A 17,284-nucleotide genomic window follows, 5' to 3' on the forward strand; every position below is an offset into this window, starting at 1 on the left:
TTACAGGGCTATTACTTTAATTGATGAGGCTTTATCATTAAAGGTAGGCATATACCAAATTTGGGAGGTAACCTCATAGCTGCTACCGGTAAAATTGTCGCCATCGTACATAATTACCTTTACACCGAGACTAGCCTTTACTGATGAAACGGTATTATTACCAATACCCAAACTAATTAGATCGGCGGTGGTATAATTGCCAACTGGCAACGATACAGCAGTGCCGGTATAACTGGTATTCGGGAAAAAACTAGCCGATCCGTTAGCTCCTATTTGCGGTACACCGTTCAGGAACGAGAATAAATACGTTTGGGTTATCGTATTGCCGTTTTTTAGCAGCAATTTAGCTTTTAACTCATAAGTCTCATTATTTTTATAATAAAGTTCACTTAATGGCATAGATCCGGAAAGAGTTTGACTTGCCCCCGGGTTAAATCGCCAGGTTACTGCATTATAATCTTTATTGGTGCCTACCCCTTCGTTATTCACATTTGGATCGAGGTAAACTAATACATCACTAACCTCTTTATCGCTGGTAAAACTACCAGATAAGTTAATTGTTTGATTGGTACTGTTAAATGAAGCATTGGCACTAATTGTTGTGGTTGCAGCCTCATAAGGGATTTCGAGTGGCAATGGATCCTGGAAAATTTCGTTTCTGTTTAGGATTGCAGCATCAACTTCAGTTAAAAAAGTAGGCTGTCCTTTACTAAATGAAACATTACCCGACCCCATTAATGAAGTACCCAACGTTGGTTGTTCGGAAGCATATTTGGCGTGATCGTGTGGTAAGTTTAAACCATGTCCCAATTCGTGCAACATTCCACCTAGATAATTGGAGCTTGGATTTGGAATTTTATCGACTGCCATATTTGCATTATCAACGGCAAAACAGTTTTTGCCATAACCATAAAAGGGTTGATCACCGGCGGCAACATCTGTTCTTTGTGGCAATAGAATAAGTGTGTGGCTCGAATTTGAAAATTCTGATGCATGTGTAGCTTTGTAGGCCGCAATTTCGTTTAAGATTTTGGTTGCCGATACGCTCGAAGAATAAGGATAATCTGCCTGTGGGCCCGCTGCCGGGATTTCAATAAACCTGACCAATCCGGTCGAATCGATTTTAGATAGTCCCATGTACTTGTCGTATCCATACCTTAACATTTCGGTATGAAACCAGCTCTGAAAATGAACCATTAAACCGGTTAATCTGGTTTTGTAATCGGATAGTGCCGGATTATCTGTAGGCACGAACATTACAATGTTTAAATTTTTGGTATTGGTAACAAAGCTCGGCGGAGTGGTTCCCGAGCCTAATGCCAATGTGTTTGGTTTTGCCAGCGTTGTTGCTTGTGGTTCTGCAACAGGTGCTTTTTTGCAGCCGCTCATTAAAATGCCGCTCGAAGCAGTAAAGAGCAGGGCCAGGCAAATTTGTTTGGTGTTTTTCATTGTTTAAGTGGTTTAGGTTATGGATTATTTAGTTGTATTTCATTCGTAATTGTTTTAATAATTCCTAAAAAGTAAATTTTAATACCCGTCCCATCTTTTCTCCCTGTTTGTAATGCTTTACGACTCAACGGTAAAGCTTTTTCCAATGTATTGTTTATTCAAAAGCATTGTTTCCATATTCCAATTGCTTTCGTAAGCAATGACGGTGGACTTTAACCTATACGTTGTTGCACACACGTCATTGCGAACTAAAAACTGAGTAAATAGGTTAACTGTTTAATTGTTGCAATTGGTTAATTGTAAACGACTCGACAATTGTTAATTATCAACTTAAAACTGCTAACTGAAAACCGATCCCTTACCAACCCGGGTTTTGGATCAGCACCGCACTTTTATTAATCTCTGATTGTGGAATGGGGAAATAATACATTTGAGGATTTGTAAATCTTCTGGTTTCGAAAGAAAAACGGGCACCGGTAACAGTCGATCCGCTACGCGTCCACCTCATGCCGCCAGCTGGACCGTTTATTAAAGTTTCTGCCAGTTTCCATCTTTTGATATCGAAGAACCTGATTGCTTCTTCGTAGGTTAGCTCTACCCTTCTTTCATTTCTAATTACCTCTCTCATTTGCTCTTTAGTAAGTCCTAAAGGCAATTGAAACGGAACTAAACCAGCTCTTTCCCTAATTTGCTCTACAGCCTGATATACTTCTGTACCCGGCCCGCTAAATTCGTTAAGTGCTTCGGCATAGCTGAGTAGTATTTCGGCGTATCTGATGGCAACCAAACCAATGTTATTGGATATACCAAAATTGCCACCAGCACCTTCGTGACAGAATTTGCGGTATAAATAGCCGGTTTTAGTAGAACCCGAAGTCCCTAAACCATCGCCAGGGGCATTGGCATATAAATTCACTACAGTTTTGGTATTAGTGGTGTTGTTTAACCACAAACTGCCATCGTATAATATAGAGTAATAAAAACGGGGATCTCTGTCTTTATACATATCTGCTTCTACATAACCCGATCCAGCTTCTTTAATGTTTTTGCCATTTTTCATTGGATAAGTGTCAACCAACTCTTGCGTTGGATAGGAATAAGCCTGTCCGCCGCGGGAAACCGGAAGCAGAAAACCTTCGTACCATCTGTTTGTCGATTTCATTACCTGAAATATATGTTCAGGCGTATTTCTGGTAATCATCATCTGATAATAGCCATAACCCGGAGCAGTGGTATTATCTTTAACTAAGCTGTAAATCCCCATATCCATTACTGCTTTTGCAGCATCGGCAGCGAGTTTCCACCTGTTGTTATCTAAATTATCGTAACCTGCCAGGCTTTTATTGGTACCAGTACCCGGATTTTGCCCATTAAACAGCGGACTTGCAGCCAGAAGTAAAACTTTTGATTTTAAACCCAATGCAGCACCCTTGGTTGGGCGTCCGAAATCTTCAATTTTTGTGGTTACAGGTAAAGCAGCACAAGCATCCAGTTCGCTAACAATGTAATTTACCGTTTCAGCAAATGTAGATCTGGCCAAACCGAAATCATCTGTAATTGCATACACTTTATCACCAATAACCGGAACACCGCTATAATTACGTAGCAAATGCCAGTAATAATAAGCCCTCAAAAACCTGGCTTCTAACTTCAGCGTTGCCCTTCTGGCTGCCGAAATTGGAGATCTATCTACATTTGCAAGAAAAACATTCGCACGCCTGATGTTGTTGTAACAGTTGTTCCAGTGATTTTTGAACCGGCTAAAATCGGCCTGACTTTGAAAGGTTGCCGAATTAAATGCAGGCGCTATTTGTGCAGTAGCGCCGCTCCATACGATATCCGAATCGTCGGATGCATCGCTGTACGACCATAAGCCGCCACCGGTTAAGCCATTATCCAGGTAATATGTTCCTGCCAGGCCGGTGTAAATACCTGTTAAAAAGCGGAATGTTAATAAACTATCTGCAAATACGGTAGCCTCATTAAGCTGCCCCACATCTGTTTTATCCAAAAAACTACTGCTATCAGTTTTTTTGCAGGCAGCAGCCCCCATGGCCAATAAGCCTACAAACATTAGGGTTTTTAAATAATTAATATTTTTCATTTTCTTATGATTAAAATGTTACCTGTAAGCCGAGGTTTACAATTTTTTGTTGAGGATAAGATGAGTAAGCCTCTACTGTTCCTGTAGAATTTATAGACTCAGGGTCTACATCATAAATTTTCAGTTTAAACCAGGTAATCAGGTTTGCCGCGCTTCCGTAAATCCTTGCGCTTGATAAACCGATTTTACTTACCAGTTTATTATCAAAGTTATAACCCAGTTCAACGTTCTTAAGCCTGATATAATCCGTTGGACGTAACCAAAACGTAGACTGATCGAAATTGGCACCACCTAAACGTGGCAACAGTGCGGTTTCTTTGGTTTCGGGTGTCCATCTGCTTAAATGTATTTCGGATGGGGTACCATTAACATTTCCTATCTGGAACATGGTTGAAGCACTTAAACTTCCCTTTGCAGCGCCTTGAAAAAGCACAGATATATCAAAGCCTTTGTAGCTTGTTCCCAAAGAAAAACCATAATTTATTTGAGGAATATTGGGATTACCAATTGGACCAATATCGCTCTGATCGATCTTTCCGTCGTTATTGATATCGGCATATTTCAAATCGCCTGGCTTAACTGCCCTACCAACAGATGTTGGACTATTGGCGATATCGGCAGCATCGTTGTAGAAACCAATGTTTGTATAGCCATAAATCTGACCAATAGGCCTGCCGGTACGCATCAGCAATGGATTACCCTGGTTGTAAGGTTCATCGCGATAAATGATTTTGTTCTTATAGATGGAAATGTTCCCTTTAACAAAATAAGAGAAGTTTTCTGATAGCTTATTTTGGTAAGAAAGATCGAGTTCAAAACCTTTATTATTTACGATACCCAAATTTACCGGAGGCAATGTAATACCAGAGAAATTAGGAACCGTTTCCCTAACTGTTAAAATATCGTACCTCTTGTGATTAAAATAATCGAAGGTTATCCCTAGTTTACTATTCAGCAATTTAATATCGGTACCAATATCCAGCTTACGCTCCTGTTCCCACCTTACATCTTCGTTTGCGAGGGCACCAGGCGTAATTCCATACTGCAGGGTATTATTCTCGCCAAACCAATAAGAGTTTGCAGCTGTTGACGGGGCATTATAAATTTCTTCGTAGATATAGCGGTAAGTATTCGGAAAATCATCCGAACCAACAGTACCCAACGAGCTTCTGAATTTCATGTAGTTGATAAATGGAAGCGCTTTTTTAAAGAAAGGTTCTTCGCTAATGTTCCAGGCAACACTTACCGCTGGAAACAAGCCATTTCTTTTATTGGCTTTAAACCTATCGGTACCATTATATGCGCCGTTTAATTCGAAAATATACTTCGATTTGTAATTGTATCCTACCCTTGCAGAATACCCTCTGAAATTTGCAGGAATGTTTGATCCCGAAATATCAGCCAACTGGTTATAAACAATCAGACCGTATAAATTATGGTCTCCGAACTGGCGGTTATAATCTAAAATACCTTGTGCATTGATTTTGCGAAGCGGATAAGCAGATACATTGGCATCGAATGCAGTAGACGCAGTTAAAGGGTCTAACCTGCTTAACTCAGGAAAAACAGGATCTAAAACATCAGAACCTGGCAGGTACGCATAAGTTGGGAAACGTCCTCTTGTTAACGAGCGGTTAAACTCTACATTATTGGTGTAGGCTAAAATTACCCTTGCAGCAAGGCCTTTGGTTAAAAAATCTAAATTCTGATTGGCCTTTAAGTTTAAGTTAAGGTTATTACTGTATCTTCTGTTATAACCTGCATATTGTAAAATACCAACTGGATTTAATGTAGCAGATTTTCTACCTCCATAGCTTCCATCTTCATTTTTTACAGGATAGTTCCATGGGTTTAAAAGCCCGCTACTTAATCTTCTCCAAATAGAAATAGCACCGCCGGCAAGAACATCTGGCAGGTTTGGTTCATTAATTTCATTAAACCTGGCCGAAAGATCTAACTTTAATGTTAGTGTTTTGGTTACATTTAAATCAACATTCGATCTGATATTGTATCTTTTTAAATAATAGTTACTGTTAAAGTTTTCGTCTTTTTGGATCTCTTTTAAAATACCGTTTTGATTAAGGTTGCCCAATGCCACGAAATACTTTAAATTTTGTGTACCCCCAACGATATCAATATTATTGCTTTGCTGCAAAGCACTTTTGCGCATTACTTCATCGTACCATTTTACACTCGGATAGCGATATGGGTCATCGCCCAATTTAAAATGATTCAAGGCTTCGTCGGTAACCAGACCGGGATAGGTGAGGTTAGGATCTCTTCCTTCATTTACCTCTTGTTCTTTTAATAAGGTTAATGCGTTGTAAGAATCGAGCGGTTTTCTTCTTATAGTTGGCATTTGCAAACCAAAATCACTTCTAAACGTAATTTTCGGAGCAGAAAATGTACCTCTTCTTGTCGTAATCGCAATTACTCCATTAGCACCCTTAATACCGTATATAGCTGTTGAAGAGGCATCTTTTAAAATGGAAACCGTTTCGATTTCATTAGAACTTAACTGGCTTAACTGCTCGTAAGGATATTCTACATCATCGACAATGACCAAAGGTCTGTTAGAAGCACCCGTATAAGTACTTACCCCACGAATGTAAATATTAGCTGCATCGGCACCTGGCTGACCGCTGGTTTGCTGTTGGAATAAACCGGGTAGTCTACCTGCCAGTGCATTTTGAAAACTTGCGGTTGGGCTCTGCCTTAATTCTTTACCAGATACGGTACTGGTTGCCCCGGCATTGGTTATCTTCTTTTGTGGTGTAAAACCAACCACAACCACTTCATTTAAATTTGAATTATCTTCTTTTAAAACAATATTTAATGGTTGGTTGGTAATGGTAACCACTTTTTTAATGTAACCTATAGAACTTATAATTAACCTGGTACTGTTTGCGCCAACTTTTATGTTAAAAGCGCCACTGGTATTGGTGATTACGATGTTCTTCGGGTTTGCTTCTTCGGTAACTGTTGTGGCAATTAGTGTTGTACCCTTATCATCTACAACAACACCCCGTACAACTTTCGTTTGGGCATAAACTAAATTAGTTATCAGCACAAGCAATATTATATTCAGTATTTTTTTCATCTGTATATAGTTTCTTTTTTATCGGCGATGAAGCCATCATGATTTTATTTCATCTATACGATTCGAAAAAATCGTGATGGTTCCATTATTTTTTAATGATGCTCCTTACTAATTAGACCATCCTGGATTTTGAACCATTTTGTTATTGCTTAATATTTCGGCCTGTGGTATAGGGTACCAATACATTTTAGTATCGAAAACAGCATTGGCAGCATTGAAATAGCTGTAAGATAAGGCCGTTCCGTTTTTGATAATCTGCACACCTCTAACTGGTTTATTTAATTCAATTTCAGCAAGCTTCCACCTTCTCAAATCCCAGGTTCTATGCTCTTCAAAAGCAAATTCTATACGGCGCTCGTTTTGAATTATTTTACGCAATTCGTCTTTGCTCAGTGTGAGCGATAAGCCGTAAAGATTATTGCTACCTGGAAGAATACCTGCTCTTTTTCTAATTAAAACCAGGTTGTTAACGATATCTGCAACCGGGCCACCCGACTCATTTAAAGCTTCTGCGTGGTTTAATAAAATTTCGGCATACCTGAATAAGATTACATGGTGTGCCTGGTTGGTGTATGTGGTAGAAGTTTCAAATTTCCCCATGAATTTTCTGAGGTAATAACCGGTTCTGGTTTGCGTTCTGTTTCCTCCGGGCTTATCTTGTCCACCCTCAAATGTTTCAACTGGTCTGCTCAGCCAATTTTTGCCATTATGCATAATGGTTGCCGTTAACCTTGGATCTCTGTTTAGATAAGGGTTGTTCTGATCGTATGTCGATCCTGCATCAGAAATCGCCTTTCCATCAAGCATCAAAAACGCATCTACCAGGTTTTGCGACGGACTGGTTAATCCAACACCCTGTAAATATCCTATTGGCCCATTATTGATTTCGATATTTGTATTTAATGCGTTCTGTTTAATAAAAATAAACTCGGTATTTTTAGTGGCATTGAAATTGGCAATCCAATCGGTTACCAGGGTATAACCTAATGCTTTAACATCCGCAGCTGCCTGTGCGGCCAAAGTCCATTTCTGCGTATTATTTGTTGGATTGCTTAAAGGGCTGGCAGCATACAAAAGCACTCTCGATTTTAGTGCCATTGCAGCTCCTATATTCGCCCTGCCCCAATCTCCATCGGTAATGCCGTATGGCAACAGATCGTTTTTTATGGCGTCTAACTCAGCAACGATATAGGCATAACATTCATCCAGGGTATTTCTTGGCACATTTATATTGTCATTAATGGTATATACCTTATCGCCAATTAAAGGTACACCGCCCCAACGCTTAACCATTTCGAAGTAAAAATAGGCCCTCAAAAATCTTGCTTCAGCTTTAAATTGTGTTTTTAGCACCGCAGTAGTTGGTACTACATCAATTTTGCTTAAAAAAAGATTAGCTCTTCTTATGCCCAGATAATTCCTACTCCAAACATCATCAGGAAGTGTTGTAGATGATATTCTGCCGGTACGATAAAACTCGGCCTGTGTACCAATCCTCGAAGGCACCGCATCGTCTGTTCCGGCATCTAAAAAGCTGCCATCTATCCTGTTATACCAATCGGGTAACAAGAGATAGGTTCCGTTTAAAAATTGTTTTGCATAGTCGGCATTTTTATCAACCGGATCAAAAATTAAATCCCCTGTTATCCGGTCTAAAGGCTCTGCTTCGAATCTTTTCGAACAGCCAAAAGCAAATAACAAGCAGATTATAGCGAAGTATTTTTTATAATTATTCATAATCAAGATTTAAAACTGAATGTTAACACCAAAATTGAATATCCGCTGATTGGGCACATTTCCAATCAACACTTCCGGATCTACCCCATCTAAATTTGTCGAGGTTAACAGATTAAGTCCATTGGCAAATAACCTGACATTGGTAAGTCCGATTACTTTGATTAAGCTACCAGGCAAACTATAACCTACTTCTACATTCCTTAACCTTAGGTAGTTGCCATTTTTAACCCAAAAAGAAGATATTTGATTGTTATTTGGGTTAATCCCCACACTTAAACGTGGATATTGTGCCTGCAACGCCGTAGCTGGTGTCCATCTTTGTAAACTGCTTTCTAGCGCTTGTCCGTAGCCGGCACCCGCACCTGTAGATGCAAAATTGACGAAATTGTAATACACGTTTCTATTTGCAGTACCGTTTAAGGTAAACGAGAAATCAAATCCTTTGAAATTAAAGCCCCCTGTTACACCATAGTAAAAAACGGGTTTAGTACTGCCAATTGCAGTCATATCATAGGTATTAATGATACCGTCGTTATTTAAATCTTTATATTTTAAATCGCCGGGAACCGGAAGATAGCCATCAACCTTTGGGCCGTTGTTAATTTCGCTGGTATTATTATAAAAACCATCTGCTATGTAACCAAAGGTTTGCCCTACAGGTTGTCCGGTTCTATATTCGTAAGCATTTTTTCTAAAAGGCTCATCGTTAAATATTACCTTACTAGCATTCCAACTACCATTTGCAGAAATAAAATACTTAAAGCTGTTTATTTGATCCTGATATCCAACACCAAGCTCAACTCCCGAATATTGGTTTTTCCCAATATTTTCTTGCGGTAAAACAGCTCCTATTACAGCACTTGCATTTGTTCTCCTGATTTGCAACAAATCGTAGTAATTATTTTTATAATAATCTGCAGTAAACCATACTTTATCTTTTAGCAAGGAAACATCAATACCAACGTTAAGTTTCTTTGCTTTCTCCCAGGTAATATTTGGGTTAGCCAGTGTTCCTTCATCCTTTGTATTAGAACTTGTTAGCGGATTTCTACTGTAAAATGTATCGCCATTATCAAAATTTTGCAGGTATTGAAAATAACCAGCAGCTGCATTTGTGGCTGTTAAACCATAAGAAGCTCTCAATTTTAAAGTATTAATGGTGTTTTTTAAATTAGCAAAGAAATTTTCGTTGGCCATATTCCAGCCTAAACCAACTGAAGGAAAAAGACCCCACTGATCTCCTTTTTTATACCGGTCGTAACCCATGTACGATGTGGCAATTTCGAGCAAATACTTATTGTCGTAATCGTAGTTAAAACGCCCGCCTACCGATTGATTAACCTGCGATAAATTACCGCCTAAAACGTAACTATCTCTAATGAATAATAGCTGGCCCTTGAAAGTATTTTTATCAATTATTTTATCATAACCCAGATCAAAACGCGAAAATATTTGTTGGTTTAAATCTGTAGGAGAAGAACTATTAGATTGCGTACCGTCGCCACCTATTGCTTTATAAGTAGTTTGGTTTGTTACCGGGTTTACTACCGGAGAATATACTGCAAAAGATTTGCTCCTGTTTATATTTTCGTTGTAGTACGAATTGAAAGATATTGCACCACTTGCATATAAGCCTGGTAAAAAGGTATCGAGCTTTTGCATTAATGAGATATCTGCCCCTAAATTTCTATTTACCGATGGTCTATAGCCCGATTTGATGGCCATACCATACAGGTTATTCTGAAATTCGGTATTTCCACCTAGCGAACCATTTTCATTAAATTTCGGATAGGCATTATTAGGTGTAGTTAATAGCGCACTATAAATGCTGGCTACCGTAGCGCCTGGTTGATTACTGTTTCTTATTCTACCAAATAAGCTTACGCTAAGTGTTGTACTATTGGTTAAATCTACATCGATGTTACTCCTGAAAGAGAAGCGCTTGAAACTATTGTTTGTTTCATAAGTATTTATGGATGGATCTGTAGCCAAAAAACCACTTTGGCTCAAATAGTCGAGGTCTACAAAATACCTTACCTTTTTAGTACCCCCTCTTAAATTAAGATTTTGCCTGCTTACAGGTGCTGTTGCCTTTAAAATCTCATCGGTCCAGTTTACATTCGGGTGCGTAAACGGGCTCGTACCATTTTTATACTTATCCAAATCAGACGCCGTATAAATGGCTTGCCGGCCATCATTTGCTAATGCCTCATTAAATAAAGTGGCATAATTAAAAGCATCCAAAAATTTAGGCCTATCTATTTGCTGCTGAATACCATATTGACTGGTAAAGGTTATTTGTTTAGGCATATTTGCACCACGTTTTGTGGTTATCAATAACACCCCATCAGCAGCCTTCATGCCATACAATCCAGTCCCTAAAGCATCCTTTATTACGGAAATGCTTTCTATTTGTTCCGGATCAATACTTAAATACGAGCGTGGAACACCATCAATAACCACCAAAGGAGATCTTCCTCTTAACGATAGAATTGGCTCATCAGACCCTAATTGGAAATTATTTTGCACTACGTACAAGCCGGGCAATTTTCCGTAAAGCATTAAACCAACCTGCGGCGTAGGAAAACTCTTAAGTTCTTCCCCGCTTATCGTTGCCGAAGATTGAATCTTCTTTACATTTTTTTGTGTTCCAAATAAGACCGGAACATCGCTATCAGGCAAGGTTACATCTATAGAATTCTTTAATCTAGTTCTTAAAGAATCTCTTAATTTCGATAATGAATCGTTGGGAATTTGTTTATTTTTCTTCGCGGTCGCTAACGGCACCTGAAATTTCTTATTTCCTAAAGAATTAGCAAGACTTGGAAATGCCAAAACATCAGCGCTGTTTGCAAAAAATAATATCACTCCAAACAGAGTCATCCGTTTTATAATCAAAGTATATGTTCTGTTCATTTAAAATAAATTTATTTTATTGATCAATTTAATTTTGCCCTGCAAGAGTACGCCCAGGCGTAAATTCTGCTAGCCTAATTATTTGTCAGTATTTACTGTTGTATGAATTCTAGCTATGCTTAAGGCATACGAATCAGCAGATTTGATTCTGTTCTTGTAAATAGCAGATTGAAAGTGCGGGTATATGCAAATCGGCATAATCCCCTGATCAGGGTTAAATTTCATTAGTTGGTTGAATTTGGTTTGTTGATATTGGGTATCATTTTTAAAGTCGTGATTCGACTTTATTGGTTAGTCTCTTTAGTTAGTTTTTGTGCATAAATTTATTTTGGTTAGCAAATTGGTTGTTAAGCTTGCGCAGCGTTTGCCAAATAAGATCATTTACAAAGCATTCCGATTTGACAATTGGGCGCTCTGTTTTTTCAAATAAAATCTATATGGTTCTACGTGCTTTTGGTTAAATCAAAACTGGAGTATTATCTGATTAAAAAAGATGAAAATTGTAAACAAAAAGGTAGAAAAAACATAAACAAGCCCCTTTTTGAAGCCTTTCAGCTAAAAAACCATGAAAACCATCTGGTTGGGGTGCATGATTACTTAAGAGGAAAATTTCGCATTTTACTTGAATCTTTTTCGGAGATATGAGTCGGTAAGAAAAGGCCATATTAACAACCTATGTCTTGCCCTAATCAGTAACGAGTAAACTTTTGAAGTGAAAATTCGGTACACAAAATGATAATGTTACCTTTGCGCCAAATGATTTTATACAAAACAGACGAACAGGTAGAACTGATGCGAATCAGTGCCTTATTGGTGAGCCAAACACTTACAGAAGTTGCTAAAGTTTTAAAAGCAGGCATGAGTACGCTTGAAATTGATAAACTGGCTAATGAATTTATTCTTGATAATGGTGCTGTTCCGTCATTCTATAATTATAATGGTTTTCCGGCCCATATTATCACCTCTATTAACGATGTGGTAGTACATGGTATTCCGGGCAAAGAAGAACTGCGCGATGGTGATATTATTTCGGTCGATGTGGGTACCATTAAAAATGGCTGGCATGGCGACCACGCTTATACCTTTATTATTGGTGAGGTTAAGCCTGAGATCTTAAAACTGGTTAAAACAACCAAAGAATCGCTTTACGAAGGCATTAAAGAGGCTATTGTAGGCAAGCGACTTGGCGATATCGGATTTGCCATTCAAAACTATAATGAAAAGCAAGGTTATGGCGTAGTGAGGGATCTGGTTGGACATGGCCTTGGCCAGAGTATGCACGAAGATCCACAAGTGGCGAACTACGGCCGCAAAGGTAGCGGAACCATGTTAAGAGAAAATCTGGTAATGGCTATTGAGCCTATGATTAACATGGGTACCAAAGATGTATTTCTGGATAAAGATGGCTGGGCGATCAGAACTGCTGACGGACAACCCTCTGTTCATTTCGAACATGATGTTTGCGTTAAAAAAGGTACAGCCTTAATTCTTTCTGATTATACGATTATAGAAGCCGCCGAGAAAGCGAATGCGAACCTGAATACTTCTTACTATTAAGAGACCTTAAAGGTGTTAAAATAATATAGGGAGAGATGCTAAAATAAATTCAACATGTCGTACGTTGGTTTCCCCTAACATTTGCCATAAAAAAGCCCGGCAATTCTTGCCGGGCCTAAAACCAATTCTTAAATATTATATTGCTATTTCGCTTCTTCCAGTTTTAATACTACACTGGTTCTGTTGTTGTTCAAATTCGGGTTGAAACCCACTTTCATCAGAAAATCGCCTGTGTAAGTTTTGGTACTATCAATGGTTGATTTTTTACCCGGAAAAAGGTTAATTTCTTTAATCTGGTATTTTTTAGCAGCATCTAATCCAGCCAGTTTAATAGGGTACTTACTTCCCTCCTCATAGCGGTAATTTACCAGGTAATTAAAAATCACAGCTTCTGTTTTTTGTTCATTTACATACAACATCGATGCTACGCTACCTGTGCGTGGGTTGGCTAAACGGTATTGTTCGCCATGCCAGATAATCGGTTTCACTTCGTTATAGTTTTTGATAGCCTCCTGACAGAACTGAAGTTCCTCATGTGGTAATTTACTCACTACAATATCAAAGCCCAGTTTCCCCATCATGGCTACATCGGTACGAAATTTTATTGGCTGTTTACCCCAATCGGTTACATGGTTAGAACTGCTGATGGCCGGGTAAAAATAAGAGTACTCCCATTGCATAAAAATGCGCTCTAAAGGATCGGTATTATCACTCGGCCAAAACTCGGTAAAGTATTGTAAAGCACCATAATCTACCCTACCACCACCGCCAGAGCACAACATCATCGGAATAGTTGGATATTTAGCCCGGATGCGCTGCAACACGCTGTACAATCCCCTTACATAATCAATGTAAAAATGCGATTGATTTTTTAAGTGTGCAGAATAGGCATTATAAATTACGGCATTACAATCCCATTTAATGTAAGCCAGTTTCGGGTTTTTGGTCATGAGATCATCAACCACACCGAAAACGAAATCCTGAACTTTTGGGTTCGACAAATCGAGTTCTAACTGGTGCCTGAAATAATATTCGGGACGTTTAGGTTGTTTCACTACCCAATCAGGGTGTTTTTCGTACAATTCGCTTTTTGGGCTTACCATTTCAGGTTCAATCCAGATCCCGAAGCGGGTACCTGCCTGATCGGCCTCCTTAATTAAGGAACTGATACCATTTGGAAGTTTTTGCTTGTTCTCCTGCCAATCGCCTAATGCGGCGGTATCGCTGTTGCGCGGATATTTGTTTCCAAACCAACCGTCATCCAGCAGGAAAAAATCGACCCCCAATTTTTTGGTATCTTTTAATAATTCGGCCAGTTTTTGTTCATTAAAATCGAAATAAGTAGCTTCCCAATTGTTTAAGAGGGTTAACCGATCTCCCTTTCCATCCAATATTTTATAGTTGCGTGCCCAGTTCTGCAATTTTCTACTGGCCGCCCCTTTACCCTGATCGGAAAAAGTGTATAAAAATGCAGGTGTTGCAAAAATTTCTCCCGGCTTTAAGCTATAAGGCGAAGCATAATTGTTCATCCCGGCAATAATGCGGAGGTTATCCTGATAATCCAGCTCGAGATCAATTTTGAAATTTCCACTCCACTCTAAGGCACCATATAAAACACTCCCTTCGTTTTCCTCTGCAGGTTTATCTAACGAAATCATAAAAACCGATGGCTGAAACAGGTTGGCCCTCGTTCCCAATTTACTATCCAATGTTTTAATGCCATGGGTAATTTCGCTTTGCTCTGGCTGCATTTCCTTTGCCCAATCGCCATGATATTGGTTTAACCAGAAATGTGGCGATTTTAAGTGCAGGTTGGCTGAAGCATATTTATGCAATACCACTGCTCCCTTTTCGCTGTGTTTAATTTCGGTCCATTGTTCTATTACATCCTGCTTATAAAACGATTTGTAAAACAAGGTAACTTCGAAATTGTAAACCGGATCTTTTAGCCTGATTTTCAGCAAGCTTACATTATCATCAACAGCAGTTACGGTATGATCGACATATTTAAGATCGAGCGAATTATTGCCGTCGGCATGGGTAACTGTAATGGCAGGTTCTACCAGGTTACGAGATCCTGATGGTGTGTAAACCGAATTTAACTGACCAGTATAATCGGACGTTTGCTTATACTGACCGGCAACTTGCGTGTATTCTTGCTTATTGGCAAGTTTTTTCCCGAAGAAAATGGTATTCACATCTTTATTTGCACCGGCTTGTAATACTAAGGCATTGTTTGCCGTTTCTATGGGAATGATGGTTTGGGCATTTAAATTGCCAAAGCCCAGGCAAAGGGCAATGGCCAGAACCCCTGGTTTAAAGTAATTTGAAAATTGATCTGTTTTTTTCATTTGTGGTTAAAATATAGGCTAATGTTTTAGATAGGTTTTTATTTTTTTAAGATTATTTTGAAAATCAGTGCATCTTTTGCAGCCAGTTTTAATAAATGATTATCCTGAATGGAAGCTGTTTTTTGAGTAATGAGATCAGTAGCGTTGTATTTTTCGCTGGTTTTTAACCCAATACGGGAAAAGTCGAGGTTGATTTTTTGTTCAGCATTGCTGTAATTGAATATGGCCAGATAAGTCACATTTCCAACCTGTTTTACAAAAAGCGGCGAGGCCGATTTGCCTTTGTTCCCTTCTACCGGTACAAATGCTTTTCCATCCTGCAAAATTTTAAGGATTTCGGTGTTATTCAATAAGCGTTGTGCCCTGTTTGTCCATTTACCCTGGCGGGAAAAATCATCGCCTGTAATGCAGGTACCTGTAACAATGGCTGATAAAAAGCGGGCAGTATTTTCTGAGTCGGATTGATCGCCAAACACCACATGGTCGGCATCAATAAAATCGTACAAATAGGTTTGCCACCACCCGTTGCTTACACCATTTAAAGTATATTCGGTATCGTGTATCGATTTAAAGGCATCGCAGGCAATCCGGCGCACATGTACATACCTACCAGAAGCCAAACTGGGCGAAATAGCAGCATAAACCAACATTTTATCATCGAGCTGTTTAAGCAAAAATTCCATACCAGCCTGGTAAGCCTGCATGCCCGTGCTAATTTTAGGATCGTAAAAATGTTCCGATTCGATTGCAGCATGACCTAAAAAGTCGATTTTAATCATTTCAAAACCGCATTCCTTAAACTTATTAATTACAGTTGCAATGCGTTGTTGGGTTCCCGGATGTGTGGGATCTAAAGCACGTGTACCATCAATATCGTGATAACCCGATCCAACTTTGGTCCACATTTCGCCAAAAGTATAATTGGTTCCCTCGGCCCTGCGGTTGCTGCCACCTGCAAAACCCCAATCTACAAAAGGTGCCCAGTAGATCCCGGGTTTTAAACCTCTTGCTCTCGCATGGTCGGCAAAAGCTTTGAGTTTTGAATAATCACCGGTTAAACCTCCTTTAAGTAAATTATCCCAGTACGAATCGAGGTCGATATAAGCTACCCCTTCACTCCTGAATGATTTAAGGCTATCGGCAAAAAAATCGACTACCTGATTGGCTTTTTCTAAGGTAATTTTCTCCTGCATGGCTCCCCAACTATTCCAACCCACTGGCGTAGGGCTTTTCCACTTAAAAATTACAGGTGGCTCGGCTATTCGGTTTGCTTTAGCATAAGTTTCCATCCCTGAACGCCAATCGCTAAAACTGCCAAAAAATATACTGGCCGAAGCCACTGTATTTCCTTTCAGATAACCGTGCGCTATTTTATCGCGGGTAATGCTTTCGTTGGTGTAACCGCAAATGGCCTCAACAGTTATTTCTTTAGCAGCATCCATTGTAGTGATGACTCCGGTTTTCCAGTTGCGATGCTCAACAGAGCCTATCACATAACCCTTTCGCGATGGATTATAGTATAAAGCCGTAACCTCGGCACTCGGATTGGTAACATTGGCTTGAAATGGAACGGCCTGATAAGAAATAAAGGTATCGTTATCAAAAGGCACAAATAAGCTGGTGGCTTCATCCTTCATCTGGCTATCCATCAGATTTCCCTTTAAAGGTACCATTCGGTTTGTGGCCAGATTACTGCCTGTTATGCTTACAGAAATGAAGAAGTAATCGCGCTGGGCATAGGTATAAATGATTTGCTGCATGTTGGGCAAGCCATCTTGTTTTAATAAAAAGGTATGCTTGATTCCCTGTCCAAAAGCATCTTTTACTGCCCTTTTTGTATAAGTAATTTGCGTGTAGTTTTTGGAGCTAAGCGTTTTATTTTGATAGCCCACTTCCGAAAAGCCCTGGGCCAGCAGCAAAACCTCTCCGTTAAAAACAGTAAAAGTACCAGTTTTAAGGTTATAATCTATTTTGCCTGCTTTACCATATGGAATAACGGTTGCCGACACCGGTTTGAAAGTCGACAGCAGCACAAAAAAAACAAACAAATACCTGAATTTAAATGCATTA

At 39.2% G+C, this 17,284-nt stretch carries 8 protein-coding genes; 1 reads left to right on the forward strand and 7 read right to left on the reverse strand.

Annotated features, from left to right (window positions below):
• The 5 genes from G7074_RS24955 to G7074_RS24975 form a co-directional block, all read right to left on the reverse strand.
• Window positions 1-1,449: a hypothetical protein gene (locus G7074_RS24955; RefSeq protein ID WP_124559869.1), complete on the reverse strand. Its 1,449-nt coding sequence runs from the start codon at window positions 1,447-1,449 to the stop codon at window positions 1-3.
• Between the two features lie 358 nt (window positions 1,450-1,807).
• Window positions 1,808-3,553 (reverse strand): RagB/SusD family nutrient uptake outer membrane protein, encoded by a 1,746-nt coding sequence (locus G7074_RS24960; protein WP_124559868.1) that lies wholly within the window; start codon window positions 3,551-3,553, stop codon window positions 1,808-1,810.
• A gap of 10 nt (window positions 3,554-3,563) precedes the next feature.
• Window positions 3,564-6,653: a TonB-dependent receptor gene (locus G7074_RS24965; protein WP_124559867.1), complete on the reverse strand. Its 3,090-nt coding sequence runs from the start codon at window positions 6,651-6,653 to the stop codon at window positions 3,564-3,566.
• A 108-nt stretch (window positions 6,654-6,761) separates the two neighbouring features.
• Window positions 6,762-8,390, reverse strand: a complete 1,629-nt coding sequence (locus G7074_RS24970; protein ID WP_166211914.1) for a RagB/SusD family nutrient uptake outer membrane protein — start codon at window positions 8,388-8,390, stop codon at window positions 6,762-6,764.
• Window positions 8,391-8,399: 9 nt separating this feature from the next.
• Window positions 8,400-11,306 carry a SusC/RagA family TonB-linked outer membrane protein gene (locus G7074_RS24975; RefSeq protein ID WP_166211917.1) on the reverse strand — a complete coding sequence of 969 codons (2,907 nt, stop codon included), beginning with the start codon at window positions 11,304-11,306 and terminating at the stop codon, window positions 8,400-8,402.
• 756 nt (window positions 11,307-12,062) lie between these two features.
• Between G7074_RS24975 and map the strand changes: the two genes are divergently transcribed.
• A complete protein-coding gene (gene map, locus G7074_RS24980) occupies window positions 12,063-12,863 on the forward strand; it encodes a type I methionyl aminopeptidase (RefSeq protein WP_124559864.1) in 801 nt (266 codons plus the stop codon).
• Window positions 12,864-13,006: 143 nt separating this feature from the next.
• On the opposite strand, the gene G7074_RS24985 is transcribed toward map, so the two are convergent.
• Both G7074_RS24985 and G7074_RS24990 read right to left on the reverse strand, forming a co-directional pair.
• Window positions 13,007-15,214 (reverse strand): alpha-galactosidase, encoded by a 2,208-nt coding sequence (locus G7074_RS24985; protein ID WP_124559863.1) that lies wholly within the window; start codon window positions 15,212-15,214, stop codon window positions 13,007-13,009.
• 38 nt (window positions 15,215-15,252) lie between these two features.
• Window positions 15,253-17,223: an alpha-galactosidase gene (locus tag G7074_RS24990; protein ID WP_166211920.1), complete on the reverse strand. Its 1,971-nt coding sequence runs from the start codon at window positions 17,221-17,223 to the stop codon at window positions 15,253-15,255.
• Window positions 17,224-17,284 lie beyond the last annotated feature (61 nt).

Origin of the sequence: Pedobacter sp. HDW13 (assembly GCF_011303555.1) — a bacterium.
Lineage (GTDB): Bacteria > Bacteroidota > Bacteroidia > Sphingobacteriales > Sphingobacteriaceae > Pedobacter.